Annotated in this window: 25 protein-coding genes; 14 read left to right on the forward strand and 11 right to left on the reverse strand. The window is 37.6% G+C overall.

Annotated elements, in window-relative coordinates:
- The first annotated feature begins 1 nt into the window (after position 1).
- Positions 2-1,081 (forward strand): YncE family protein, encoded by a 1,080-nt coding sequence (locus AC6I5C_RS06345; protein ID WP_497904433.1) that lies wholly within the window; start codon positions 2-4, stop codon positions 1,079-1,081.
- A gap of 51 nt (positions 1,082-1,132) precedes the next feature.
- Here AC6I5C_RS06345 and AC6I5C_RS06350 read toward each other — a convergent pair whose 3' ends face one another.
- Entirely contained in the window at positions 1,133-2,572 is a 1,440-nt protein-coding gene (locus AC6I5C_RS06350; protein ID WP_497904434.1) for a GFO_1087 family putative carboxy terminal peptidase, read from the reverse strand.
- Between the two features lie 245 nt (positions 2,573-2,817).
- Here AC6I5C_RS06350 and AC6I5C_RS06355 point away from each other — a divergent pair, with 245 nt between their 5' ends.
- From AC6I5C_RS06355 to AC6I5C_RS06370, 4 genes are all read left to right on the forward strand, one after another.
- On the forward strand, positions 2,818-3,327 hold the full coding sequence (locus tag AC6I5C_RS06355) for a GFO_1088 family ECF-type sigma factor (protein WP_053978346.1): 510 nt from the start codon (positions 2,818-2,820) through the stop codon (positions 3,325-3,327).
- A complete protein-coding gene (locus tag AC6I5C_RS06360; protein ID WP_497904435.1) occupies positions 3,314-3,805 on the forward strand; it encodes a PG0215 family putative anti-sigma factor in 492 nt (163 codons plus the stop codon). The genes AC6I5C_RS06355 and AC6I5C_RS06360 overlap by 14 nt, the downstream gene beginning before the upstream one ends.
- Positions 3,806-3,869: 64 nt before the next feature.
- Complete coding sequence (locus tag AC6I5C_RS06365; RefSeq protein ID WP_497904677.1) at positions 3,870-4,442, forward strand: GFO_1090 family protein; 573 nt, start codon at positions 3,870-3,872, stop codon at positions 4,440-4,442.
- 4 nt (positions 4,443-4,446) lie between these two features.
- Positions 4,447-4,992: a GFO_1091 family lipoprotein gene (locus AC6I5C_RS06370; RefSeq protein WP_497904436.1), complete on the forward strand. Its 546-nt coding sequence runs from the start codon at positions 4,447-4,449 to the stop codon at positions 4,990-4,992.
- 75 nt (positions 4,993-5,067) lie between these two features.
- Here AC6I5C_RS06370 and AC6I5C_RS06375 read toward each other — a convergent pair whose 3' ends face one another.
- The 3 genes from AC6I5C_RS06375 to AC6I5C_RS06385 form a co-directional block, all read right to left on the reverse strand.
- The gene (locus tag AC6I5C_RS06375) at positions 5,068-5,244 is read right to left on the reverse strand and encodes a hypothetical protein (protein WP_157503292.1); all 177 of its coding nucleotides are present in this window, start codon (positions 5,242-5,244) and stop codon (positions 5,068-5,070) included.
- Positions 5,245-5,260: 16 nt separating this feature from the next.
- A complete protein-coding gene (purB, locus tag AC6I5C_RS06380) occupies positions 5,261-6,604 on the reverse strand; it encodes an adenylosuccinate lyase (protein WP_497904437.1) in 1,344 nt (447 codons plus the stop codon).
- 106 nt (positions 6,605-6,710) lie between these two features.
- Positions 6,711-7,274 carry an adenylosuccinate lyase gene (locus AC6I5C_RS06385; RefSeq protein WP_497904438.1) on the reverse strand — a complete coding sequence of 188 codons (564 nt, stop codon included), beginning with the start codon at positions 7,272-7,274 and terminating at the stop codon, positions 6,711-6,713.
- Positions 7,275-7,311: 37 nt separating this feature from the next.
- Here AC6I5C_RS06385 and AC6I5C_RS06390 point away from each other — a divergent pair, with 37 nt between their 5' ends.
- From AC6I5C_RS06390 to AC6I5C_RS06400, 3 genes are all read left to right on the forward strand, one after another.
- Positions 7,312-7,788: a heme-binding domain-containing protein gene (locus tag AC6I5C_RS06390; RefSeq protein WP_497904439.1), complete on the forward strand. Its 477-nt coding sequence runs from the start codon at positions 7,312-7,314 to the stop codon at positions 7,786-7,788.
- Positions 7,788-9,017: a glycosyltransferase gene (locus tag AC6I5C_RS06395; RefSeq protein ID WP_497904440.1), complete on the forward strand. Its 1,230-nt coding sequence runs from the start codon at positions 7,788-7,790 to the stop codon at positions 9,015-9,017. Before AC6I5C_RS06390 ends, AC6I5C_RS06395 begins: the two co-directional genes overlap by 1 nt.
- A 122-nt stretch (positions 9,018-9,139) precedes the next feature.
- Positions 9,140-12,409 (forward strand): FIDD domain-containing protein, encoded by a 3,270-nt coding sequence (locus AC6I5C_RS06400; RefSeq protein WP_497904441.1) that lies wholly within the window; start codon positions 9,140-9,142, stop codon positions 12,407-12,409.
- 3 nt (positions 12,410-12,412) lie between these two features.
- On the opposite strand, the gene AC6I5C_RS06405 is transcribed toward AC6I5C_RS06400, so the two are convergent.
- From AC6I5C_RS06405 to AC6I5C_RS06425, 5 genes are all read right to left on the reverse strand, one after another.
- A complete protein-coding gene (locus AC6I5C_RS06405) occupies positions 12,413-13,171 on the reverse strand; it encodes a DUF6090 family protein (RefSeq protein ID WP_497904442.1) in 759 nt (252 codons plus the stop codon).
- A 154-nt stretch (positions 13,172-13,325) separates the two neighbouring features.
- Positions 13,326-15,035 carry a right-handed parallel beta-helix repeat-containing protein gene (locus AC6I5C_RS06410; RefSeq protein WP_497904443.1) on the reverse strand — a complete coding sequence of 570 codons (1,710 nt, stop codon included), beginning with the start codon at positions 15,033-15,035 and terminating at the stop codon, positions 13,326-13,328.
- A 129-nt stretch (positions 15,036-15,164) separates the two neighbouring features.
- On the reverse strand, positions 15,165-15,638 hold the full coding sequence (locus tag AC6I5C_RS06415) for a DinB family protein (protein ID WP_497904444.1): 474 nt from the start codon (positions 15,636-15,638) through the stop codon (positions 15,165-15,167).
- A 93-nt stretch (positions 15,639-15,731) separates the two neighbouring features.
- Complete coding sequence (locus tag AC6I5C_RS06420) at positions 15,732-18,521, reverse strand: DUF8487 domain-containing protein (protein ID WP_497904445.1); 2,790 nt, start codon at positions 18,519-18,521, stop codon at positions 15,732-15,734.
- Between the two features lie 61 nt (positions 18,522-18,582).
- Complete coding sequence (locus AC6I5C_RS06425; RefSeq protein ID WP_497904446.1) at positions 18,583-19,143, reverse strand: thioredoxin family protein; 561 nt, start codon at positions 19,141-19,143, stop codon at positions 18,583-18,585.
- Positions 19,144-19,270: 127 nt separating this feature from the next.
- Between AC6I5C_RS06425 and AC6I5C_RS06430 the strand changes: the two genes are divergently transcribed.
- From AC6I5C_RS06430 to AC6I5C_RS06440, 3 genes are read left to right on the forward strand one after another with little or no spacing between them, the layout of a single operon-like run.
- The gene (locus AC6I5C_RS06430; protein WP_053978357.1) at positions 19,271-19,606 is read left to right on the forward strand and encodes a tRNA-binding protein; all 336 of its coding nucleotides are present in this window, start codon (positions 19,271-19,273) and stop codon (positions 19,604-19,606) included.
- A gap of 4 nt (positions 19,607-19,610) precedes the next feature.
- Positions 19,611-20,522, forward strand: coding sequence for a bile acid:sodium symporter family protein (locus tag AC6I5C_RS06435; RefSeq protein ID WP_497904447.1), 912 nt, complete (start codon positions 19,611-19,613; stop codon positions 20,520-20,522).
- A complete protein-coding gene (locus AC6I5C_RS06440) occupies positions 20,519-21,550 on the forward strand; it encodes a 1-acyl-sn-glycerol-3-phosphate acyltransferase (RefSeq protein ID WP_497904448.1) in 1,032 nt (343 codons plus the stop codon). Before AC6I5C_RS06435 ends, AC6I5C_RS06440 begins: the two co-directional genes overlap by 4 nt.
- A gap of 98 nt (positions 21,551-21,648) precedes the next feature.
- Here AC6I5C_RS06440 and AC6I5C_RS06445 read toward each other — a convergent pair whose 3' ends face one another.
- Both AC6I5C_RS06445 and AC6I5C_RS06450 read right to left on the reverse strand, forming a co-directional pair.
- The gene (locus AC6I5C_RS06445) at positions 21,649-22,050 is read right to left on the reverse strand and encodes a PUR family DNA/RNA-binding protein (RefSeq protein WP_053978359.1); all 402 of its coding nucleotides are present in this window, start codon (positions 22,048-22,050) and stop codon (positions 21,649-21,651) included.
- Between the two features lie 76 nt (positions 22,051-22,126).
- Positions 22,127-23,884 carry an ABC transporter ATP-binding protein gene (locus AC6I5C_RS06450; RefSeq protein ID WP_497904449.1) on the reverse strand — a complete coding sequence of 586 codons (1,758 nt, stop codon included), beginning with the start codon at positions 23,882-23,884 and terminating at the stop codon, positions 22,127-22,129.
- A 136-nt stretch (positions 23,885-24,020) separates the two neighbouring features.
- Between AC6I5C_RS06450 and AC6I5C_RS06455 the strand changes: the two genes are divergently transcribed.
- The 3 genes from AC6I5C_RS06455 (at position 24,021) to AC6I5C_RS06465 (ending at position 26,732) form a co-directional block, all read left to right on the forward strand.
- Positions 24,021-25,124 carry a Glu/Leu/Phe/Val family dehydrogenase gene (locus tag AC6I5C_RS06455; protein ID WP_497904450.1) on the forward strand — a complete coding sequence of 368 codons (1,104 nt, stop codon included), beginning with the start codon at positions 24,021-24,023 and terminating at the stop codon, positions 25,122-25,124.
- Positions 25,125-25,236: 112 nt separating this feature from the next.
- Entirely contained in the window at positions 25,237-26,181 is a 945-nt protein-coding gene (nusB, locus tag AC6I5C_RS06460) for a transcription antitermination factor NusB (RefSeq protein ID WP_240472309.1), read from the forward strand.
- A 68-nt stretch (positions 26,182-26,249) separates the two neighbouring features.
- Positions 26,250-26,732, forward strand: coding sequence for a DUF1573 domain-containing protein (locus AC6I5C_RS06465; RefSeq protein WP_053978362.1), 483 nt, complete (start codon positions 26,250-26,252; stop codon positions 26,730-26,732).
- Positions 26,733-26,735: the final 3 nt, after the last annotated feature.

Raw genomic sequence — 26,735 nt, forward strand, 5'->3', positions numbered from 1 at the left:
CATGAAAAATATATTTCAGTTTTTAGCTCTTTCTTTATTTGTAGGGCTATTTTTTACCTCATGTAGCAGTGATAATGATGACTCCGTTACGCTGCCTGTTGAAGAAGGACAATATGAAAATGGCATTTTGGTATTGGCCGAAGGAGGAAGTCTCTCTGGATCGGTTTCCTTTGTGGCTGATGATTACAGTTATTCAGAAAATAGCATTTTTTATGGTGTCAATTCGGAAGAATTAGGCGTTTATGTACAATCAATGGGTTTCCACGACGGTAAAGGGTATATTGTAACGGATAACAATACTATTAATGTTGTTGATAGATTTACGTTTGAAAAAGACGTGACCATAACTTCAGGATTGTCATTGCCTCGTTTTATTGCTTTTGCTAATGGTAAGGGGTATGTAACCAATTGGGGAGACGGATTCATTGGTGATGATGATTTTATAGCCGTTATTGATTTGGCCACAAATTCTGTAGAAACCACGATTCCTGTGGGTGAAGGTCCAGAGCAAATTATCGCTGTTGGAGATAAATTGTTTGTGACTCATAAAGGGGGGTATTCCATAAATAACATTGTGTCGGTGATAGATACTGCTGATAATTCTGTGGAAACTATTGAAGTTTATGATACTCCAGATGAAATCTTGATGAGTGATTCTGGAGATTTAATTGTGCTATCTGAAGGTGCTACAATTTATGATGAGAACTGGTCAGTAGTAGGGTATACTCAAGGAGCTATTACTAGAATTAACTCTTCGGATAATTCAGTAGTTTCTGAGATTCCCTTTGAAGAAGGTAACAGTCCAAACTTGATGAGCTATGCCAATGGTACTATTTACTTCCAAATGGGAGGGCAAATTTTTGAAATGTCGGAAAATGATACTGCGTTACCTACAGCCGCAATTGTAGATATAACCGCAATGTCACCCTACGGATTTAATGTGAAAGACGGAATGGCCTATATAACGGATGCTAAAGACTATGCTTCTTTGAGTGATTTGTTAATTTATGACTTGGCCACAGGGAACTTAACCAATACCATCGAAGTTGGTCTTGCGGCTTCTAAGGTTTACTTCAACTAAAAAAGATACTATTGTATAAAAAAAATGGCCGCTATTTAGCGGCCATTTTTTTTATTTAAAAGGAGAGTGGTCGTCATCCAAATACATAAAGTCTTCAAAAGGATTCTTGTCTAAGTCAGAATCGATTGGTTTTAAGAAAGGTTTTTCAATCGAAGGCGCAAATCTTCCTGAACTTCCTTGGATGTCAGCCAAAGCGGCGGCCAAAAGCGGTTCGTTTACGTCTCCTAAAACACCTAGGTTTAAAGCGCTTTCAATGACTTCAATATCAGGGACCAATCCGCTGGAAGGCACTGCTTCATCGAGTGAATTGATAGATTGCGCTACCAAAGGCTGTAAGGCATAAGTATGCGTTGGGTTTCTGTTTTGGGCTGTAAAGTTTGGTGAATCGTACACTGTAATAGAGGCTTGGCTTTTTCCAACAGTTTCATCTCCCACCACAACAACATCGATATAAGGGTTTAAACTATTAATGACCAACTCACTTGCAGAAGCTGTACGAGCAGAAGTGATTATGTACACTTTGCTCAAGTTAAGATGGTTAATGCCAATACCATTAAAGCTATCTTTAAATTCGTAAGTGGAGTTTTGAGATTGAAGGTCGCTGTTGTAAATAAGTTTTGAGAAGTTTTCGCCTGTAAACTGTCCTGTCACCATGCTTCCCAAAAGCGAGGCTGTATTTACAGAACCACCCGGATTGTAACGGAAATCCATAATTAGGTGTTGCACATTGCTAGCTTGAAATTCGGCAAAAGCATTGTTTAGGTGGCTATCGTAATTATTGTTAAATCGATTATACATTAAGTAGCCCACATTTTCTCCATTCACTTCTAACATACTGGAAATATAAACAGGGTTTTCATTATAAACCACTTTGGTTAAGCTTATGGTCTGTCCATTAGATTCTACAAAGTCATCCTCATTTTCGGGAGTGCCATTATCATTATAGTCTACAAAGCCCAAAGTGTAACTTTGTTGGTTTAAAAGTTGACCGTAATTATCTATATTCAAAACCGTACCGTCAACCGAATTAAAGATTTGCCCTCTCTGTACACCGGCAGCTGAAGCTTCACTGTCATTTAAAACCATTTTAATGATTCCAATGACATTTGAAGAATTTTCTGGGAATTCATATAGGGTATACTTAAGCCCGTTGCTATAGGAAGTGCCATCGAAACTTTGTTCCAAAGCAATATAATCATCCACAATAACACTAAATCTATCAACGGTTTCACGTTGGTAAATCAAGCTTTCAAACAATTCTTCGGGCGTCAAAAAACTGTTGAGATAATTACTGTATTCTTCATTGGAAGAAAAGCGGTTGTCTGCAAGATCTGGGATTTCACTTTTATAGAGATACCAAAAGTTCATGCCTTTCCAAACGAAATCTTTGACATTAGTTGTAGAAGAACTAATGGTGTCATCCATATCATCAAAACAGCTTGTGGCTGTAAAAAGGACCAATGCCAAAAGGCTCAATTTTAAAAACTTCATAGGTTATTTTTTTGATGTCGCTTATCAAATAAGCTTCAAAGTAGGTTAATAAGTTCTAAATTTACTTACATTATGGTGAATTAAAAAAATAATTTATAACGTGTTTTGTTTTCTGAATGTCAATAAACACAAGAGATTAAAGTATTCAATAAAAAATATGTTTTTACGCTGTAACAAAAAATAAGGTATATCGTCGTAAGGATAGAAAGCGATAATAGAACGTTTTCGACTGACCAAACCAAACAATGACACAGAGTGATTTTGTACATATTGTAATGCCTTTAAAGGATAAGGTTTTTAGACTGGCAAAGCGCTTGTTGGTATCTCGGGAAGAAGCCGAAGATGCCACTCAAGAGATTTTTGTCAAGCTGTGGAACAACAAACAGAAAATGGCGGAGTATAAAAATATTGAAGCATTTTCTATGACCATGACCAAAAACTTTTGCTTGGATCGTTTAAAGTCCAAACAGGCACAAAACCTAAAAATTGTTCATAGCAATTATCAAGATCATAATGTGGCGTTGCAAAGGGAAGTTGAAGTAAGGGATAGCATGAGCTGGGTGTCCAAAATCATGGAAGAGTTGCCCGAACAACAACAAATTATCATACAGCTTAGAGATATTGAGGGGTATGAATTTAGTGAGATTGCCAAAGTTGTAGACATGAATGAAACCGCCATTAGAGTGGCATTGTCTAGGGCAAGGAAAACAATAAGAGAAAAATTAACACATACGCACAGTTATGGTATTAAATAGTATAGAGCGGTTGCTGGAAAAGTACGATAATGGTGAGACCAGCTTGAGAGAAGAAGAGCAGTTAAAGGCCTATTTTGCTCAAGAGGATGTGCCACCACATTTAGAGTCGTACAAGGTAATGTTCCAGTATTTTGACGCTACAAAACAAGAGCAGTTTACCAAAGACGTTCCATTAAAACCTAAGAAATATCAATTGTATAGATGGATTTCGGTCGCGGCAGTAGCAGTTCTTATGGTGTCGGTGTATTTGCTTACCGATACAAAACAAGGGTTGGAGAGTCTTAGCCATGATGAGCTAATGGCCTACAACCAAACAGTGGAAGCTCTCAACCTAGTGTCTACAAAGTTTAACAAAGGGGCAAGTAGTTTAAACGCTTTGAACCTTGTCTCCCAAAATTTGGAAAAAGGTGTGGAGTCTATGAACTACGTAGGAGAGTTTTCAGAAACAACAAACAAGATTTTTAACCTAAGTAATTAGAAAAAGAAACAAGATTATGAAAAAATTAGCGCGTTTTAGCACATACGTAAACCAAACACATACTATGGGCAAGAGTTTAATAATAATGGTAGCCTTGGTATTATTGCCAGTGCTGTCATTCGGTCAGAGTATTTTCGATAAATATGAAGATCAAGATGGGGTTACTTCTGTCATTATCAACCAAAAAATGTTCAGCATGTTGGCTAGTGTCAATGTAGATTTGGACGATCCAGAAGCTCAACAATTTATGGATATGGCCAAAAGAATTACAGGTCTAAAAGTATTTACTACAGATAATATGGAGGTTTCCAAAGATATGAATGCAACAGTAAACAGTTATCTAAAAACTTCCAGTTTGCAAGAACTAATGAGAATTAAAGATGGAGATCAAACTGTAAAATTCTATGTGAAGGAAGGAAAGGATGAAAACCACGTTAAGGAGTTGCTGATGTTTATCAACGGACTTACAGAATACACTAAAGACGCGGATATTACTATAAACGGTGAGAAGCGTGAAGTGGAAACAGTGTTGTTGTCTTTGACGGGAGATATTGATTTGCGTCAAATTTCAAAAATGACCAATAGCATGAACGTACCTGGTGGCGAGCATTTAGAAAAAGCAGGTAAGAAAAATTAAGATTATGATACCATCAATCAAAAATAGCATCTGGTTGGTAGCCTTGGTTATAGCTTTATTAAGCTGTAGCCAAGGACCAACGTTGCAAACCTATTACGTAGACAACGAACTTAAACCTGGTTTTACCTCTATAGATGTTCCGACTAGTTTTTTGAATATAGAAGAAACGTCATTAACAGAGGAGCAGAAAGAAGCCTATGAGTCGGTTGATAAATTGAATATGTTGGCGTTTGTAGTATCTGACTCCAATAGAACGGAATACGAAACTGAAGTAGCAAAGGTAAAGACCATTTTAAAGGATCCGAAATACCAAGAGCTTATTAGAGGAGGAAATTCTACCGACGGACATTTTGTGGTAAAGTATCTTGGAGAGGAAACCAATATAGATGAATTGGTGCTTTTTGGAGATTCCAACGACAAAGGATTTGCTATTATCAGGGTTTTGGGCGATAACATGAACATTAACAAAATCATGAAGTTGTCATCGGTGTTGGAAAATGCAGATTTGGGAGATGCCGAAATCGGGAAGTTTGCCGAAATGTTCAAGTAGAAGAACAAAAATTAACACATAAAAAAAATCACCTTGGATCCAAGGTGATTTTTTGTTTATAGACGTAATACTATTTTATTTTGATTGTTTGTCAGAAAGAATCATCACACAGAAATAGGCGATGAATGCTCCAAAACTGATAAACAATAATAGTTTGATCATGAAATTGTCCAAAATGTCAAAAAGCCCCGAGATAAAAAATCCTGCAGCAATCACAGCTGTAAAAATTACGGATAGGACATTTCTGCTCATAATCTGTTAAGTCAAATTAAATACCAGTATAATTAGATGGTGTGATTACTTTTAATTCGTCCTTGATTTCTTCAGACACCTCTAAGGTATCAATAAAATTTGAAATAGAGGATTGAGTAATCTTTTCATTGGTTCTGGTAAGTCCCTTTAACGCTTCGTAAGGATTAGGATAGCCTTCTCTTCTCAAAATAGTTTGAATAGCTTCAGCAACTACCGCCCAGTTGTTTTCTAGGTCTTGCGCAAACTTAGCATCGTTCAACAATAGTTTGTTCAATCCTTTCAGTGTAGCCTTAAATCCAATGATGGTATGTCCAAAAGGAACCCCAACATTACGTAAAACCGTACTGTCGGTCAAGTCTCTTTGTAGACGAGAAATAGGTAATTTAGCCGCCAAGTGCTCAAAAATAGCATTGGCAATTCCTAGGTTACCTTCAGAGTTTTCAAAATCAATAGGGTTTACTTTATGTGGCATCGCGCTACTTCCAACTTCCCCTTTTTTGATTTTTTGTTTGAAATAGTCCATAGATACATAAGTCCAGATATCTCTGTCCAAATCAATCAAGATGTTGTTGATTCTTTTCAAGGTGTCAAAAAGAGCCGCCATGTGATCATAATGCTCAATTTGAGTTGTTGGGAAGGAGTGGTACAAACCTAATTTCTTCTGTACAAACTCCCCTCCAAATTCTTTCCAGTCAATATTTGGGTAAGCTACTTTGTGGGCATTGTAGTTTCCTGTAGCGCCACCAAATTTTGCCGCACTTGGGATATCGTTCAACAAGGCCAATTGTTCTTCAAGACGTACTACAAATACGTTAATTTCCTTACCTAAACGCGTAGGAGACGCTGGCTGACCGTGAGTTCTCGCCAACATAGGGATGTCTGCCCATTCCTCTACAAGTTCCTTTAATTTGTTTACAACACTAAAATATTCAGGAACGTAAACATCGTTCATAGCTTCCTTGATGCTTAAAGGAATAGCCGTGTTGTTGATATCTTGAGACGTTAATCCAAAGTGGATAAACTCCTTGTATTTGGCAATGTCAAGAGCGTCAAACTGTTCTTTGATAAAATATTCAACAGCCTTAACGTCGTGATTGGTAATGCTTTCAATGTCTTTAATTTTAAGAGCATCTTCCGATGAGAAATTTAGGTAAATAGCTCTTAATTTATCAAATAGCGTGGTGTCAAAATCGGCAAGTTGCGGTAGTGGAATTTCGCAAAGCGCGATAAAATATTCAATTTCTACCTGAACACGATATTTAATTAACGCTTCTTCAGAAAAATATGGAGCAAGCGCTTCTGCTTTACTTCGGTATCTCCCATCAATTGGAGAGATGGCATTTAATGGTGATAAAGACATGATGTATGTTTTTTTAGAAGTTGCAAAGATAATCTTTTTAGGTGTAAGACCGAAGTGCAGATTATGAAGTTTTTGGAAGAATTGGGGCGACTTTTCTTTACAAAATCTAAGATTTTATTTTTTTGAGAATATGCCGTGCTCGGGCCTTATATCCTGCACTTTGCAATTGAAAATCACGCTCCAAGATCATGGCAAGTTCCGGATGGATCCAATCGTAATCCTTGCCTAACAGAAAAAGGGTATGCATGGCATAGGCCTTTGGCGCAATTTTTTGATCATTGATCATGTAGTCAAAGCAGACTTCAATAATGCGTTCCCTATGGGTTGGGGACAATTCGGTTTGGATACGGTTTGGAGTTTTTTCGTAATAGGCTTTAATCAGGTATTCACATACTTTGGCTACAGGCCTTACAGCCGAATCCAAATGCACTTTGCCCATATCTTCCGTAAACCTATCTAGGAATGGAATCAAAGCCTCCAAATCTTCTCCTCCTACAAACTCCAATACCCAAGCCGCCCTGCAGGAAACCTTGTCATCCACCATAAACAAAATATCCAATAATTTAGGAATAAGTGTAGGGGTAGAGATTACCAAATTGGCATAGTACAAGCGCTTTTCGCGGGAATGGTTGACAAAATTTAATTCGTCGTAGAGTTGAGCTGAAGTCACTATTTATTGCTATTTTTAAATCCTAAAAATAACTAAAATGAAAATATTCAAGAAAATCTTATTGGTACTTTTAGTCCTTGTTGTTGTGGCTCAGTTTTTTGGTCCTGAAAAGAATGAGGGAGACCTTGCTTCTTTGGAGCCTTTTTTAACTGAAACCAACCCTCCGGAAGATGTAAAAGTCATTTTAAAGGAAAGTTGTTATGACTGTCATAGTGATGTAACTAGGTATCCTTGGTATAACAATATTACGCCAGTGAATTTTTGGATGGGAGAGCATGTGGAAGACGGTAAGAAACATTTGAATTTCTCTGCTTGGAATGACTATTCTGTGAAGAAAAAGGACCATAAATTGGATGAATTGATAGAAGAAGTTGAAGAAGGCAAAATGCCATTGCCATCCTATACTTGGACTCATGGTGAAGCCAACCTTACCGAGGCCCAAATAATAGCTCTTAACTCTTGGGCCAAGCAATTACGCACCCAATACCAAGCTCAAATTACCAGCAACGATTAATGAAACAACTGCTTGTTATCGGCTTCGTGTGGCCAGAACCCAAAAGTTCGGCAGCAGGAAGCCGAATGATGCAATTAATTTTTAGTTTTCTACATCAGAATTACCAAATCACCTTCGCCACGGCAACGGCCAAAACCGATAATGCTTTTGATTTGGAAAGCATTGGTGTTACAGTAAAAGCCATAGAGCTGAACAGCTCAAGTTTTGACACTTTTGTAAAAGAATTGCATCCCGATATTGTGTTGTTCGATCGGTTTTTGGCTGAAGAGCAATTCGGTTGGCGGGTAGCAGAGCACTGCCCAAACGCTCTACGTATTTTGGATACTGAAGATTTGCATTGCCTGCGCCGCGGAAGGCATCAAGCTTTAAAAGAAGGTAAGGAATTTGACAATAGTTATCTGTTCAACGACACAGCCAAAAGGGAAATAGCCAGTATCTATCGCTGTGATTTAAGTTTGATCATTTCAGAAGTAGAAATGGACTTGCTTACCAATACATTCAAAATAGAGGCTTCACTATTGTATTATTTACCGTTTCTTCTCGATGAAATCCAAGAAGGTACCTTAAGAAGTTTACCTACGTTTGGGGAACGACAACATTTTGTGAGTATTGGTAATTTTTTACATGAGCCTAATTACAATATGGTGTTGTATTTAAAAACTGCTATTTGGCCATTGATAAGAAAGCAATTATCTAAAGCAGAATTACATGTCTATGGCGCCTATCCTTCCCAAAAAGTGTTTCAGTTACATAATGAAAAAGAAGGTTTTTTGATAAAAGGTGTAGCCCATGAAGTTGATGAGGTAATGCAAAGTGCTAAAGTGTGTTTGGTTCCTCTGAAATTCGGGGCTGGACTTAAGGGGAAATTAATAGATGCTATGATCAATGGAACACCTTGTGTGATGAGTCCAATTGCAGCTGAGGGTATGTTTGGCCAATTGCCACCGAATGGTTTTATTGCGGTAACTCCTCAAGAATTTGCAGACCAAGCAGTGTGTTTGTACAATGATAAAGTGGTCTGGGAGCAGAGCCAAGAACAAGGTTTTCAATGTCTGGAAAAGCGATTTATGAAATCCCAATTTGAAGTGCCTTTTATGAATCGGGTAGAGGAACTATTAAAAACTTTACCTCTTCACAGACAACAAAATTTTATTGGCTCCATGTTATTACACCACAGTCTGCAAAGTACCAAGTTTATGAGCAAATGGATAGAGGCTAAAAATGCATAGATTTTTTACAACATTGAGACTTTTCCATATTTTTTAATGGTTTTTGCTTAAATCTTATTTTAGGGAGGGGATAATTGCTGAATTTTTAATGTAAATTTACAGTAAATTTTTACAAAGCATTTGTGATCCCAAAAATACATATATTCCTATTCCTAGTTTTTCTACCTATTTTTTGTGCTGCCCAAGGTAATGTACCTCCTTCCATTGAAGCTGAGGGAGATCAGGATTACTGCCCCTTGTCGCAAATTAACATTGTCACCAGTTTTGATATTGTCGATCCCGACGATACTAGTGTAGAGGCGCTCTACATTCAAATATCTACGGGCTATCAGCAGGGTATTGATAATTTGGTCTTAACAGGAAGCCATCCTAACATTTCTACAAGTTGGGATGTCAATCAAGGAAAATTGACCTTGAGTGGAGTGGGAACTTCAGAACCAACTTATGCAGATTTGATTGCGGCTGTTAATGATGTAATGTACCAAAGCAACACTGCCAACGTTTCTGGGGAAAAGTATTTCTCATTTACCGTAGGTGATGCCAACTTTTTACCTTCCACAGGGCATTATTATGAGTATGTTCCAAATTTAGGAATCACGTGGACAGCGGCAAAAGCTGCTGCGGAAAGTAGTACATATTACGGTCTTCAAGGATATTTGGCCACTATAACGTCTGCCGAAGAAGCGCAATTATCAGGGGAGCAAGCGGCCGGAGCTGGCTGGATAGGTGGTAGTGACGTAGAGTCCGAAGGAACCTGGAAATGGATGACAGGACCAGAAGAAGGCATGGTATTTTGGAATGGAGGCGTGAACGGATCTACGCCCAATTATGCTTTTTGGAACACAGGAGAGCCCAATAATTTAAACAATGAAGACTATGCCCATGTCACGGCTCCGGGAGTTGGTGTTCCAGGATCTTGGAACGATTTGCCTAATGCAGGGGATACTTCGGGAGATTATCAGCCAAAGGGTTATATAATTGAATATGGAGGCATGCCGGGCGATCCGGAAGTGGATATTTCTGCGAGTACCAAAATTACCATTCCTGAAATTATGAATGTTGTTGGTGCTACGGTTTGTGGTTCAGGTTCCGTGGAATTGGAAGCCGTGTCTTCGGGAGGCACAGTATTGTGGTTTGATGATCCAAATGGAACTTCCATAGCTTCAGGATTGACGTTCACAACCCCAGAAATTTCAGTAACAACAACTTATTATGTGCTAGCTTCCATAAATGGTTGCCCAAACGGGATAAAGGAACCAGTTGTTGCCACGGTGGTTGAAATTCCTACCATAACAGATTATAATGATGCTATTATTTGTGGTGGATCGGGCAGTGGCGTACTTAGCGCAACCTCTTCCCAAGGAACTGTTTTTTGGTATGATGCCATGGTTGGTGGTAATGTAGTGGGGACAGAAAATTCCTTTACAACACCAGAACTTACTGTTTCCACGACGTTTTATGCCGAAGCTCAATATAACGATTGTATAAGTGAAAATAGAGTTGCCGTGACCTTGACGGTTCAAGATACGCCATCACCCATTGCAGATGCGGAACAGGTTTTCTGTAGCCTTGAAAATGCTACCATTGCAAATTTGCAGGTTGAAGGAACAGCTGTTGTTTGGTATGCTTCGGATACAGGAGGAACACCTTTAGCGACTTCTCAAAACTTAGAGAATGGGACGAGCTATTATGCCTCGCAAACTATGGATGGGTGTGAAAGTTCTATTCGTACTATGGTAACTGTGGTTTTATTTGAAACGCCTCAAGTGCCAAATGATATATCCGCATTAGAAGTTTGTGATTCCAATTTGGATGGCGATGATACCAATGGTATTTCAAGTTTCGATTTAACCCAAAATGAATCTGTGATTTTGGATGGTGCTCCCGCCTCGGATTATAGTTTCTCATATTTTTTGGATGCGGCATTTTCTCAGGAAATCACAGCTCCTGATAATTTTGAAAATACAGTTGCTAATACTCAACCTATTTATGTTCGAGTTACAAATTTGCAGGAGTATGGGTGTTATTCGGAAGGGAGTTTTGATATTCAGGTGAATGCTTTGCCAGACGTTGTCTCTAGTTTGATCTTCAAAAATTGCGATGAAGATGGGTTGGCGGATGGTTATACTAATTTCAATTTGAATGAAATTAATGAAGTTTTGGTTGACGGAAGTTCAGAGGCGTTTGAGGTTTCCTATCACCTGACTTTAGTCGATGCCAATGACGGCATTGAGGCTGTTGATCCCGTGCCATTCAATAATTCTGTTTCGGAAGAAGTGTTTGCAAGGGTTGTTTCCGCAAATGGGTGTTTTCGGGTTTCAACCATTACATTAGAGGTGTCTACAACTTCGTTTCAGGACGGTTATATGGAAACTTTAGAGTATTGTGATGACGATGGTGATGGTTTTTATGAATTCGATTTAAGCCAGATATCTCAAGTGTTTTTGGACCAATTTCCAACAGGGCAAAATTTAAGTGTTCATTACTATCAAAATCTAGCAGATGCCCAACTCGAGCAAAATGAAATCGATGCCTCCATACCTTATACCAACGAAACTCCTGATGCCCAATTATTGTATGTTCGGGTTGAAAGCGATGACAATGGTGACTGTTTTGGGATTGGACCTCACTTGATGTTGGAAGTCTATACTTTGCCTCAATTTGATACCGACGATGAAGTCATTTATTGTTTGGAAGGAGATCCTGTTACCTTGATGGTGACAAACCCTAACGGTAGTTACACCTATGAATGGACAGATAGCAGTGGTACAGTTATTTCGTATACACCTTCAGTTACTGTTGTTTCGGGAGGAATGTACTCGGTAGTTGCGACTTCGGAATATGGTTGTCAATCGGAACCAAGTGTGGTAGCAGTCATAGAATCTTCGGTGGCAGATTTGGATATAGATGATATTACTATTCAGGATTTTTCAAATAATAATACCGTTTCTATAAACCCCAATGGTTTGGGTATAGGAGATTATGAATACGCCTTGGATGATGAGTTTTCAAGTTTCCAGGACGACCCTTATTTTGATGAGGTTGCTGCAGGAGAACATATCTTGTATGTTCGTGATAAGAATGGTTGCGGCATCGCCCAATTAGAGATTTTTGTGGTAGGTTATGCAAAGTTTTTTAGTCCGAATGGAGATACCTATAACGACGTTTGGAATATCAAAGGATTTAATGAAGCCTATTCCGAAAAATCCACCGTTAATATTTTTGACCGCTACGGAAAGCTTATGGCCGTAATCAAACCTTCAGGTTCAGGATGGGACGGTACCTTTAACGGTGTGGCTTTACCTGCTACCGATTATTGGTTTGAAGCTCAATTGATACGATTAAATGGGCAAACTAGAACTTTAAGAGGGCATTTTAGTCTTTTAAGATAAAGTTTAGTTGTAATAGCCGGATGCTTCAAGATAATCCTTGATATCGTTGGATAGTTCCAATGCCCGATTTTGCACTTCCACCACATAGGTCTTGATGCGCTTTTTTCTGAAAAGACTAGTGCGGAGTAAATTTCTCCCTTTCACGGATTTTAATTGCGTTTCTAGAACAGCTTTTTGAATAGAGTCATTGTGGAGAAATGGTAAATCTTCATCAAGGTATCGGCTTTCAAATTCATCATTGTAATACCAAAACTCAGCTTCTTCCAAAGTATATTTTTCATCCCAAACAACATGGGTGAGATATCTGGTTTTAACCGTGGTGTAATAGGTGTTAATATTGTTGTAAAGCTCTTTATTGTCAATAAGTTTGGAAATGTTTGTGGAGTTGTATTTTTGGTAGGTTCTGTCTATAATAGGCTTGGTGAGGTAAATAGGCATCACTAATTTGATAATGGTATCCATTTCTAGATGTTCATGCGAAATCTGCTTTAAAAGTGTTCTTTTTCTATTGCTCATATCATCCAGAAATTGGATGTGGTCCTCTAGGTTTTCCAAATCCAATGCAATGTCAACTGTCAAGTCGTTTAGGTAATCCAAGGTATGTTGTTTTTCAATTCGGTCTTGATTCCAGTTGTTTACTTGAAGCGCAATTAGAATCCCTAAAACGACAAGAAGAATTTCTCCCAAGGCATATTTTAAATACTGTCCCAATTTATTTTTATCCAGAAGTGTTTTTCTGATGTTTTTAAAGAATTTCAGCATAGTTGGTTAATGAAATGATAGACATTAGTAACTAATTTAATCAAAATTGAATAAAGCTGAGGAAATGAGTTCTGAGACGAATAATTTGCAAAAAAATACTGCCGTTTATAAGAAGATATAAGCAGCAGTATTTTTTTGATTTAAACAAAGGAGTTTATTTTTTCAAGAGTTTAATTGTATTGAGCTCAAAATTGTTATTGAAAAGACCTAAAAAATAAATTCCAGAATTTAAGTTATCTAAATTTTCTATTGTGTATTCACTGGTCAAATTCTCTAGGGTATACTCATTTATCATTTTTCCATTCAAATTGTAAAGTATTATTTTATTGAACTGCTGGTTCTTTGACGCTTTTATATTGAGATGGTCTGAAATGGGATTAGGGAAAATGGAAACATTATTTTCCAATAAATCGTTTATAGAGAGAGTTTCAGAACTCTCCTTAGCACCTATGTCAATTATTGTAGAATTATAAATGTTCTCTATGTCGGGATCGCCCGCATTAATGGCGCTTGAGGAATTATTTAATTTACAAAAATCAGGGTTTAGAGGATCCATAGAAATCAAATCAGCTGAAGAGAAGATATTGTAATAGGTGTCTGATGGGGTTCCATTGTCATTGGTGGTTACAATGGTCCCGATTCCTATAGGTAAATTGCTCACATCATTTCCATTGTTGTACAAAAGGTTATAGGTTACAGAGTTCGGAACAGGAGTTCCTTCTGAAATGATTCCGCTTACACTGTTGTTTATAATGATATTGGAGTTTATTATAGGGTTTGGGTTAAATGCATCTGAATTATAAATGCTTACTCCTTTTAAATTTGAAAAAATAGTGTTGTTTCTTATGGTAGGTTGGTTACCATTAACAGAAATCCCTTTAGTTGAATCGAAAATAATATTGTTGTGGATAGTAATGCTTGTATAAGTTGATATACCATTTATACAATCTGAAATGATATTGTTACGAACTACAGTTTGGTAATTTGCCCAAGCTGTAAAAATCCCAATGGCATTGTCATAGATACGGTTACCATCAATAATTGCAATGGGGTTAGTTGAACCAATGAAAGCTACACCTATATCACAATCCGATATTTCATTGTTTAAAATGTTCACATTTGTTGCATCATTGCCAATACTTATTCCTTTTTCATCACTATGTCTTATAATGCAGTTTTCTATAGTGGCTTCAGCTTCTATATTTACTATTCCTTTATTCTCGAAATTCTCTGCTGTTCCATATTCAATGATACAATATTTCAAAATAGTTGAGTTTGAACTTGAATTAATGTTTATCCTATTCCAGTCAGTATTTGTGGGATTGGAATTTTGAGAAGTAAACCTAATGTAATTTTCCTCAGTTCCAATGGCATTTAAGGTGCCGTTAACCAAAACTGAATAGTAACCACTGAATTTAACTAGGGTTCCAGGTTCAATGGTAAGAGTTGCTCCAGAGGGTACTTTAATATTTCCGTTAACAACATAGGTGTTGTTACTTGTCCATACCCCAGATACATTTGAAGGGACTACACTTGGGATCCCCACATTGACTACGGAATTGGAGTTTAGAACAACGCTTGGAAGTGTTGTGTTTTCGGCGATGAACTGGTCGCTCAAGGTGTGTGTTTGATAGCCCTCTTTTTCAAAGGTGACATCATAAATTCCATTCTCAATGGTTGCGTTGAATGTACCATCTGAGTTTGATGTTGTTTCACCATAAACAGCACTAGGCGAAATAGGGACAAATTTAATGGTAATACCACTATGATCGGAGCTGTCATCGAGCAAAACGCTTCCTGTAATTACAGAAGCATTTGCAAAAGTGGATAAAAAGAAAATTAAATAAAGTAGATTTTTTTGCATGAGAGTACAGTTATGGTTGATATCGAGGAGAAAAGTAGTTTTAATGTGAGAAATTTCCAAATTTTATTTCAATAGGAAATAGGTTAAGGTTGTTAAATTTTATAAAATCATTTATAATTGAAACTAATTCTACCTTGACGATAAAACTAATTTCTTTAACAATGAAATTTGCCCAAGATGATAATAGCTGTGTTCTATGATGGCTTCAATATTACGTTCATAGGTTCCGTAGGCCTCTTTTATAAAAACTTTATCTAGATCCTGAGAAGAGAGTTTTTCAACTTCAAGAGCAAAGGTTTCTGCATCTTCAAAGATTATTTTCAGTCGATGTTCCCAATCTTTTTGAGAAGTTATAGGAGGGAAATCAAAACTGAATTTGTCCTTTATTAAAAGGTCTCCTCCTTGCAAAACATTTAGTGTACCAGCAATGTAGTAGTGGATGTGTTGGGCAAGAGCACCTATAGTGTTGAGTTGCCCAATAGGTGTGATGGCCATTTGCCAATTGACATCGGAGAGCAATGATTTTAAATTTGTGTTCGCAATCCAATCCCCAGAAAGGATCACCTCCCCAAACCGATTGGCAATTTGTTTTGAGCGTTCCATAAAAGTAAAGGTTACCATCAGGGTTTTTAAGTCCAATTCGAAAAAAACAGGACATTTAAAAATACAAAATTGATGATAACCTTTAGTTGTTTTCTAATGAAATAGAGAAGTCAATTCTTCTGTAGATATTTCATAGGGCGGATGGAAATCTTCAGATTCCATATAGTTGAGAATGGATTGGTATAATTGACGTGCTTCTGGTTTGTCTGCAATTTTGTTCAGTTGGGACATGCAAACCAATAACTTTCCTTTACCAACCTTAAATTCGAAAATGAGGCCTAATTTGTGGTTGCGTTCCAAATTGTCAATTACCTGAACAATCGGACGATAATCATTGGCTGTATTATCCAATATTAGAGAATTACTGTTTTTGATCATTGAAAACCATTGCCAATTGGTATGAAAATCGGTAGGGAAAGCATTAAATATTGGATGTTTTGGATCCATAAGTAATCCTAGTGTTCCTGGCGAAACAGGTTTGTTGTTGGATTCGCTAATGCTCTTGAACATGCCGTAGTTCCAAAATTCGGGAGGGAAGTGTCCTGGAAAACTGTTCTTTTCAACAGATGTTGTTTTTGGGAAATACAAAACCGTACCGCCATTTTTTAGGTGGTTTAAAGCAGAAGTATTCAAGTCTTCAACAATGGAAATAGAAGTTTGAATTTCAATATTCTCTTTGGAAGGATACACCCAAATAGGATAGGAGTTGCTGTATTCCGTATTGGGAATGGACACCAAAACGTTTAATCTTTCAGGTTTTTCAATGTTTGACAAGTCAACACTTAATTTTCCTAACTTGGATAACCCGTCATTGGAAATGGATGTTGCGCTAACATTGCCTTGGTTCATGACAAAGCCATTTTCTTTTTCAACTTTCCATTGCACGCCTTCAGTAATCGCCTTGTTGGAATAGTTAACAACATCTAATTGAGCTGTGAAATGTTCACTGTTGGTCCATGTGTATTTAGGGAATTCAAGTAGCAGAACCACATCGTTGCAGGACTGTTTCCATGTTTTAGGAGTCACCACGTCTTTACTGTCCATAAAAGCATCCAAAATACCAACCAAAGCTGTTCCTTGACCAGAGAAATCCTGAAGGTCTAAAAGTTGGAACCCTGCCATATCTTTTGTGCGAAGCGCGGCTTCCATTTCTGCCTTATAGCAAATAGCGGACCAAGCACCTGAAGCCTTTTGAAAGGCACTATCCAAATCTAGCATACCAGCTTTTTCAAGTCTGTTTTTAAACTCGATAAGGTTCCAAGCCTTTAAAATACCGGAGTATTTTTCAATTTCTTTGTAATCAGGGTAGATTTGGTATTGCCCGATTTCATGACTGATAATTGGAAGCTCCAAACGAGATACCGAATAATCAAAATTGAAATTTGTTGATGGTGTTTGGGTGTTCAAAATTCCGCCATCCTTGGCATCGGCAAAGGCGTGTGTTAATCTTGTGTGTGCTTTGTTGGCATCTCCATCAAAAGGAGTTCTGGCCCCTACAAAAAACTCGGCATAATCGCGAGGCGGCACGTAACCGATATTATTGTTAGATCCCATGGTGTAAAGTGGGCGACCGTCGTAATCTTTTAAAGACACCATTAGTTTTTCAATATTGTCATGACCGCTCCAAATTTCATTTCCAGGGGAAAACATGACGAAGGAAGGGTGATTGGCATAGGATTTCAACATCGCTTCTCCTTCGGCTTTCAATTGGGAAGCAATAGTATCAGACTCCAAACCGCCCCAAAATGGAAGTTCGGCCTGAAGATATATACCTTCTAGGTCTGCTGCAGTAAAGGCAGCTTCTGGAGGACAGTAGGTGTGGAAACGGTAATGGTTGATGCCGTAAGATTTAGCAATCTTATAGATTTTTCGCCAAGATTCCACATCCATGGGGGTGTGTCCTGTAATTGGAAATACGGCTGCATCGTGCTTTCCTCTTAAAAAGGTAGGGCGTCCATTGATGGCAAAATGTCTTCCGTCAACTTTAAAATCGCGCATTGCAAAAGTTACAGATTGGGCATCTTTGGTGTTTTCGTTGGAAATAATGGCTGTTACTTTATAAAGTGGTTGCTCATATTCATCCCATAAAGCAATGTCGTTTTCAAAGGCATAGCTCACAGTATTTTTGGGCTTATTGGCAAGAATGAATTGCTGAGGTTGTAATTGTGTAGTTACGCCATTGATGCTGCTCTCTACCAAAAGTTCTAGGGAAACTTGATCTGAGCCATTTTCTACCTCAATGGCAACATCCATTGTTTTCTTTTCAATATTTGGAAATACCTGTAAGTTGGAAATATAGGTTTGGGCAGAGGCTTCCAAGTACATTTTTCCGATCACTCCATTCCAATTGGTTTGGGTGTCGTCTGTATAGATGTGTACGTTGCCGTAGGGTGTTAATTTTAAATCGTTGTTGATTTGAAGTGTGATATAATGCTCCCCAGGACTTAAATAGGAAGACACATCAAACTGTTGAGGGGCTTGCAATAATTGTGAAGACCCAACATGCTTATTGTCAATCCAAACATTTGAAGGCTTTGTGCGTTCCAAAAACAAAGTAATATGCTGTTCTTTGAAATTTTCAGGAATGACCACCTTTTTTCTATACCAAGCGGCACCTTCATAAGTAAAAGGACGGTTGAGGTGCATTGTGGTGGTATCTGTCTTAACAAAGCCTTTTTTATTGGAATCTGTAGTTCCTGGTAAGGTAACCTTGTCTTTTAAATCTGTTGAGAACCACTTTTTGGAAATACCAACATTGGCCGTGTCCAAGGCAAATTGCCATGAACCTTCCAGATTTAATGTATGTCTGTATTGTGTTGGAGTGGATGTGTTTTGGCAGTTAAAGCAAAACACACAGAGTAGAATAAGATATGCGTATTTCATAAGATATGAAGTCTAAAATGGCTGGTGGTTGTGGTTAATTGAATGTAGGTTAAGTGATTTATTAAGATTTTTTCCATTTAATGTTACAGCCAATACTTGGTTTTTGTTTGTCTGAAATAGGAGAATTGCTCAACAATGCATTTATGGCTTCTCTAAGGTCTTTTCCTGTTACAGAAATACCATTTTCAGGTCTTGAATCGTCCAATTGGCCTCGGTACACAAGCTTTAAATTATCATCAAACAAATAAAAGTCTGGGGTACAGGCAGCATCATAATCCTTGGCTACTTTTTGTGTTTGATCATATAGATAAGGAAAAATATACCCTTCATTAATGGCTGTTTCCTTCATTAAGTCAGGGTGATCCTCAGGATAGTTTTCAACATCATTGCTGGAAATCGCAGCCCAATTAATTCCTTTTGGAGTAAAGTCCTTGGCAATTTTAGACAATTCAGCATTGACGTGTTTTACAAAAGGGCAGTGGTTGCAGATAAACATGATGACTGTACCCTTGACGCCTTTTATATCATCGAGTGAAAGATTGGTGTCACTTATGGTATCATAAAGCGTAAACTGAGGAGCTGTGGTGCCTAAAGGGAGCATGTTTGAAGGTGTTCTGGCCATAACAATTAAATTAAACTCAAAATTACTCAAAAATTAGCCAAACTGAAAGGATAGCGGGCTTGCATTTGTATAACATGTTCATAAACAATACGGCAGGATATTTAAAATATGTTTGTATTTTTGCCGGATGAACAAAGCCATAACTTTTGAGGATTTTGCAAGAGTGGACCTGCGTGTAGGGACCATAATTGAAGTGAATGATTTCCCAAAAGCACATCGTCCGGCATATCAACTTACTATCGATTTTGGAGCCTTGGGAATCAAGAAATCTTCGGCCCAAATCACCTCCTTATATACAAAATCAGAATTATTGAACAGGCAGATTGTTGCCGTTGTTAATTTCCCTAAAAAACAAATAGCCAATTTTATGAGCGAATGTTTGTTATTGGGAGCGGTGAACGGGAAGGATGTAGTATTGTTGAATCCCGAAGACCGTGTGACAAATGGTTCCTCTGTAGCTTAAGCATATGCAAGAATTAGATACTGTCCAAATCCAGTTTAATAATGATGATTTATGGGTGCTCAATATAGCTTTGGCCGTAGTCATGTTTGGTGTGGCTTTGGGAATTTCCATAGACGATTTTAAAAATGTCATAAAGCAGCCTAAGTCTATTTTTGTAGGGTTGCTTTCTCAATTTATCATTTTACCTTTCTTAACTTTTTTGGTAATTTTAATATTGAACCCACAACCAAGTATTGCTTTGGGAATGATGATGGTGGCGGCTTGTCCAGGGGGAAATATTTCAAATTTTATGACGCATTTGTCTAACGGAAACTCTGCACTATCAGTAAGTTTAACAGCTTTGGGAACTTTAATGGCCATCATCATGACCCCATTAAATTTTCAGTTGTATGGGAATTTATATCCACCCACAGCGGAAATTTTAAAGACGGTTGAAGTAGCACCTTTTGAATTGCTGAAATTGGTAGTGTTGCTCTTGGGAATTCCGTTGATATTGGGAATGGCAGTACGCTATAAAAACGTAAAATTGGCTGAAAAACTTTCAAAATTGCTAAAACCACTTTCCATCATTGTGTTCATAGCAATTGTGGTAATTGCCTTTTCAAACAACTTGGACGTTTTTAATAATTACATTTCGCATGTGGTTTATATTGGTTCTGGGCATAACTTGTTGGCTATCTTTACTGGGTTTGTTATTGCTAAATTCTTTGGGTTGTCTACGAAGGACCAAAAAACCATTGCTATTGAAACTGGTATCCAAAATTCTGGATTGGGACTACTCTTGATATTTACGTTCTTCAATGGGCTTGGGGGTATGGCCATCATGGCGGCTTTTTGGGGTATTTGGCATATCATTTCGGGCTTGGCCTTGTCGTTATACTGGTCTAAAGTGTCTTCTAAAATTAGCGTGGTTTGAACAAGATTTGGCTGTTTTTAGTAAGAAGCTATATAAAACTGGGGCTCTTTTTTTATTACAGAAGGATCTCTGTTGCTATGCAGGAATCCATTCCCAAGAATGAAGCCGTCATCTTTTTGGGAAACCATCAAAACGCTTTAATGGATGCCTTAATTATTGCGGTGAAAAATGGACGTTTTGTGTATTTTTTAACCCGGGCCAGCGTTTTTAGTAATCCTTTGGTGGCAAAAATTTTAAGAAGCCTGTGGATGTTACCAGTTTATAGGGTTCGAGATGGATGGAATACCATTTCAAAAAATGACGAAATATTTAAAACTTGTTCCAAATTATTGCATTCTGATAATGCGGTGACCATTTTTCCTGAAGGTAACCATAATTTAAAACGAATGGTTCGGCCCTTAAGCAAAGGGTTTACGAGAATTGTTTTTGAAACTTTGGAACGCTATCCAGACACAAAATTGTCTTTGATTCCGGTTGGTATCAATTACGAAAATGCAGAAGGCTATGCCAATGGGGTCTTTTTAAATTTTGGACAAACTATCGAAGTTACTTCCAAAGACACCATGAAAAGTCCTAATATGGCGCAACAGATTAAAACAAGGGTTCATGAAGAATTGTGTGCGCTGACCACGCATATCGATTCAGAACATTATGAAAATACCTTGCAACGGTTGGAAGAAGACAAGGTGGATTTTCTTAATCCAATAGCAGCTAACCAATACATCTCAAGTAATTTTGATGCCAAAAACTTGCAAACGGGAAAACAAGATGGATTGCCGAAGCGCTTTTTTATGGGCCTTTTAAAATGTGTCCTGTTACCAACATATTTGGTTTGGAAACATGCTTTGCTTCCTAAAATCAAGGAACGGGAATTTGTAGCCACTTTTCGTTTTGCAGTGGCCATTACCTTAATTCCATTTTATTTAATTTTGACCACATTGTTGGTTGGAGGACTTTTGGGAACGCCAATCGCAGGTGTATATTTCGCATGCATATTGCTTATTGCCCTTCTAGCAGTCAAGTTATAGGAGTTTTTTCGGAACTAAATCAGATGATTTGACTTTGTTACAAAAAAAAACGCTACGTTTCGGTAGCGCTTTTTAAGAGTTTTATAAAAATCGAATGATTATATATCTTCAAAGTTGACGTCGGTGAAACTTCCTGTAGAAGCCGATGTTTCGTAGCTTGTTCCTCCTTCTTCTACATCATCGTTAGAATAGTAATCGTCTTTTTTAAAGTTTTTTTGGTGACGCTCGCTAATTACTTCATCTCCTTTTTCATCAATAACAAAATCAATCATTTCTCCTAAGATTTCGTTGAACTCAGCAAAATCTTCTTTGTATAAGTAAATTTTATGTTTTTTGTAGTGAAAAGATCCATCCTCATTGGTGAATTTTTTACTCTCTGTAATCGTTAGGTAGTAATCTCCCGCTTTGGTTGCTCTTACATCAAAAAAATATGTCCGTCTTCCTGCTCGTAATACTTTCGAAAAAATTTCCTCTTTTTCCATCATTCCTTGGTCACTCATAAGATTTTATATTAAAAAATTAGTTCCTATTAATGTCTCAAAAATCTAAAAAAAATGCTAAGAAACCAACAATTTGTCATATTTCTTTTTCCGTGAGCTGCTTCAAATAAAGGTCTTTATAGTAACCTTCTGAATTTAAGAGAGTTTCATGGTTGCCCCTTTGAATGATCTCACCATTGTCCAAAACTATAATGTGATCGGCGTTCTTTGCAGAGGATATTCTATGACTTACAATAATGGTAGTTTTGTCCTTGGAAACGCGCTTAAGATTCTTGAGGATTTTCTCTTCGGTTTCGGTGTCAACAGCTGAAAGACAGTCGTCAAACAACAAAATCTCTGGCGATTTTATGATTGCCCTTGCAATGGAAATACGTTGTTTTTGCCCTCCTGATAAAGTGATGCCTCGTTCTCCCAAAATAGTATCATAGCCTTTAGAGAATCCAACAATGTTTTTGTGTACGTCAGAATTTTTAGCCGCGGCAATAACTTCTTCGTCCGTGGCGTCTTCTTTTCCGAACTTGATATTGTTCTGGATTGTGTCCGAAAACAAAAAAGCGTCCTGAGGAACATAACCAATGCTGTCACGCAAATCGGTAAGGTTAACGAGGTCGATAGGCGTTTTATCAATAAGAATCGTACCTGAATCAATATCATAAAGTCTTCCGATAAGGTCCAAAATGGTGGATTTACCAGAACCAGTTTTCCCTAGAATGGCAAGGGATTCCCCTTTTTTCAAAGTAAAGCTAACATTCTTTAAAGCTTGAATGTTGGTGTCTGGATAAGTAAAGGAAACTTCCTGGAATTCAATATTACCTTGAATATCGGCATGTTTTTCAGTGTTGTTTTTGATGGTTGGCTCTAATTTTAAAAACTCATTGATGCGCTTTTGTGAAGCTTCGGCCCTTTGTACCACAGAAGTTACCCAACCTACGGTGGCTACAGGCCAAGTAAGTAAGTTCACGTAAATGATGAACTTAGCAATAACTCCTAAACTTTCAATCTCTCCGTTGATATATTGTTTTCCACCTATATAGATAACGATGATGTTACTAAGGCCGATAAGCAAAATCATCAACGGGAAAAACAAGGCCTGGACTTTAGTTAAATCGATATTTTTCTGCCTGTTTTCTGCTGAAAGTTTATCGAAGCCTTCATAAATCTGCTCCTCAATTCCATACGACTTGATAACACTAACCCCACTGAAGGATTCTTGCGCATAGGTATTCAGTTTAGACAACCAAACTTGCACAATGGTGCTGCGTTTGTGGATGGCTTTGCTAAGAATATAAATAAAATAGGAAAGCACAGGAAGAGGAATGATGGTATATAAAGTCAACATTGGTGCCGACTTAAACATTAAAAATAGGGCAATTATAAACAGAGTAATGGTGTTGATGCTGTACATGATTGCTGGCCCTGCATATTCACGTACCTTTCCAACATCTTCACTTATACGGTTCATTAAATCTCCCGTACGGTTGCTTTTGTAAAAGTCTAAAGAGAGACGTTGGTATTGGCGGTACACTTCATTTTTTAAATCATATTCTATGTATCTCGAAACATTGATGATGGTTTGTCTCATTAAAAATGTGAAAACACCTCCAACAATGGCCGCTCCAACAATGTAAAGAATGTTGATTAAAAGTTCCTTTTTTACCACGGACATATCTGAAACAAGTCCCTTTCTATATTCATCGATGATATCTACAGAAGAGCCCACCAATTCAGGGGTGAACAACAAGAAAATACGGGCGATGATGGTGATAACAATTCCAGCGAGTAGTTTATAGCGGTATTTGTAAAAGTATTTATTGAGATGTTGTAATTCTTTCATTGAAAAAACAGAACTGTTAAGCTTTTTTTAAGATAGTTTTATTTTACGATTATTTTTTGCTAATAATTCAATAATGGATTAATTTTGCACGCGTTTTTAGAGGTGCTAAGAACGTATTTTAATTAATTCAATTTACATGATTTCAGACGTTATAAGTTCTGATGAACTTTCGAAAGTCGATCCGGTTTTTGGTCAATTATCTTTTGACAACCATGAGCAAGTGGTATTTTGCAACGACAAAGATACTGGTTTAAAAGCAATAATTGGTATTCACAACACAGTTTTAGGACCTGCTTTGGGAGGGACAAGAATGTGGAATTACAGCAACGAATGGGAAGCCTTAAACGACGTATTGCGTTTGTCTAGAGGGATGACCTATAAATCTGCAATCACTGGGTTGAACCTTGGTGGTGGTAAAGCAGTAATCATCGGGGATGCCAAGACCCAAAAAACTCCTGAGCTTATGAAAAAGTTTGGTGAGTTTGTACATTCCTTAAGCGGTAAGTACATCACTGCAGAGGATGTTGGTATGGCAACTTCAGACATGGACCTTGTAAGAGAAGTAACGCCTTATGTAACTGGTATTTCAGAAGACAAAGGTGGTGCAGGAAACCCTTCGCCAATTACGGCTTACGGTGTGTTTATGGGGATGAAGGCTGCGGCCAAATTTAAATTTGGTTCGGATGTATTGGAAGACAAAACCGTGTTTGTACAGGGAATTGGAAATGTAGGGGAAGCTTTGGTTGAGCATTTGGTGAATGAAGGCGCTAAAGTAACCATTACAGACATCAGTCCTGAGCGTTTGGAAATGGTGAGTTCAAAATATGGAGCAACCATTTACACAGGAGAAGATATCTATAGCGAAGCCATGGATATTTATGCACCTTGTGCCTTAGGAGCTACAATTAATGATGAGACCATCAACCGTATTCAAGCAAAAATTATTGCAGGTGCGGCTAACAACCAATTGGCAGAAGAGCGTGTTCACGGTAAGTTGTTACAAGAACGTGGTATTGTATATGCTCCGGATTTCTTGATCAATGCTGGTGGAATTATCAATGTATATGCTGAATTGGAAAACTACGGAAGACCGGAAATCATTCGTAAAACAGAAAACATTTACAATACAACATTGGAGATTCTTGAAAAAGCAAAAGCTGCTCAAATCACAACTCATGAGGCAGCTTTAAAAATTGCTCAAGAACGTATTGAAACGCGTAAAAAGGAAAACGCAAAATAATTACGAGCCAATTCCTTTTTTAGTTTCAGCAATGAATAAATAATAGTATTTTTGCGAGGCGAAAGAATCAACACTTTCGCCTCTTTTAATTTTTTATAAAAGGTTCTTATATATGCTTAACAGAAGACATATCCGTATCAAGGTGATGCAAACCATTTATGCTTTTAATGGTACCGAAAGTGATGACATAAAGAAGGATGAACGATTTTTGCTTCAAAGCTTGGATAGTATGTACGACTTGTACTTGGTAATCCTAGCACTGCTGATAGAAACTCACAAAAGAGCCGAAGACCATCTTAACAAAACCCAAAAGAAACTTCTTGCAACCGACGAAGAAAGGAACCCGAATTCCAAGTTTGTCAATAACCGCCTATTGCATGCGTTAAGAGACAATCAAGAATTGTCTGACGAAATCGAGGCCAGAAAGTTGAACTATTGGTATTTGGATTTTGAATATGTAGAGATCATATTCAAAGCCATTTTGGAAAGTGACCTTTATAAGGAATACATGGCTTCTCCAGTCGATAGCTTTAAGGAGGATAAAGAGTTGGTGGTAAACATCTTTTCAGATATTATTGCCCCTAACGAAAAGTTATACGACTATTTTGAGGACAAGAAGCTTACGTGGGTTGACGATTTACCAATAGTAAATACGAGTATTCTTAAGTTGTTAAGAAAAGTGAAAAAGGACAGTCCTGATACCTATTTTACTCCAGACCTATACAAAGATTTGGACGATAGGGATTTTGCAGTAGACTTATTGAAGAAAACTCTGCTTAACGTGTCCAAATACAATAAGGACATTGCTAAGAAAACTAAAAACTGGGATACAGAGCGTATCGCTAGTTTGGATGCCGTACTGTTGCAAATGGCCATTTGCGAGTTTCAAAAGTTCCCATCCATTCCTGTAAAGGTGACCATTAATGAGTATTTGGAAATTGCCAAAGAATATTCTACACCTAAAAGTAGCATCTTTATCAATGGTATTTTAGATAAGATTGTCAAGGAGTACACTGCTGAGGACAAATTAAATAAAATTGGGAGAGGATTGATGTAATTAGAAATAATTACTACATTTACCGCTCAAAAAGGAACAATTAATACTAATAATTAAATTTTATCCCAATGAAAAAAGTGATATTAAGTTTAAGCGCTCTTTGTTTAGTAGCTTTTACTTCATGTAAAGAAGATGCAGCAAGTAAAGTAAATAGTGAAAATGTAGCAGCTGCTGCAGAAAGAGATGCTGTAGCTGGAGACCTACCTGTAATTTCTTTCGAGGAAGCAGAGCACGATTTTGGTACCATTAAAAATGGAACTCCTGTTGAAACTAAATTCAAATATACTAATACTGGTAAAGCTCCATTGGTTGTAAGTAACATCAAAAGTACTTGTGGATGTACAGTGCCTCAAGATTGGAGTAAAGAACCTTTAGCACCGGGAGAATCTGCTGAGTTTACAGTGAAGTTCAACGGTAAAGGGAAAAACCAAATTTCTAAGACTATTACCTTAACTACCAACACAGAAAAAGGTAAGGAAATGGTTAAAATTAAAGCGTTTATCGAAGCTGACCCTGCTGCCGAAGCAGCTAAGCCAGCAGCAGCACACTAAATA

Source organism: Mangrovimonas sp. sgz306409 (assembly GCF_059735265.1).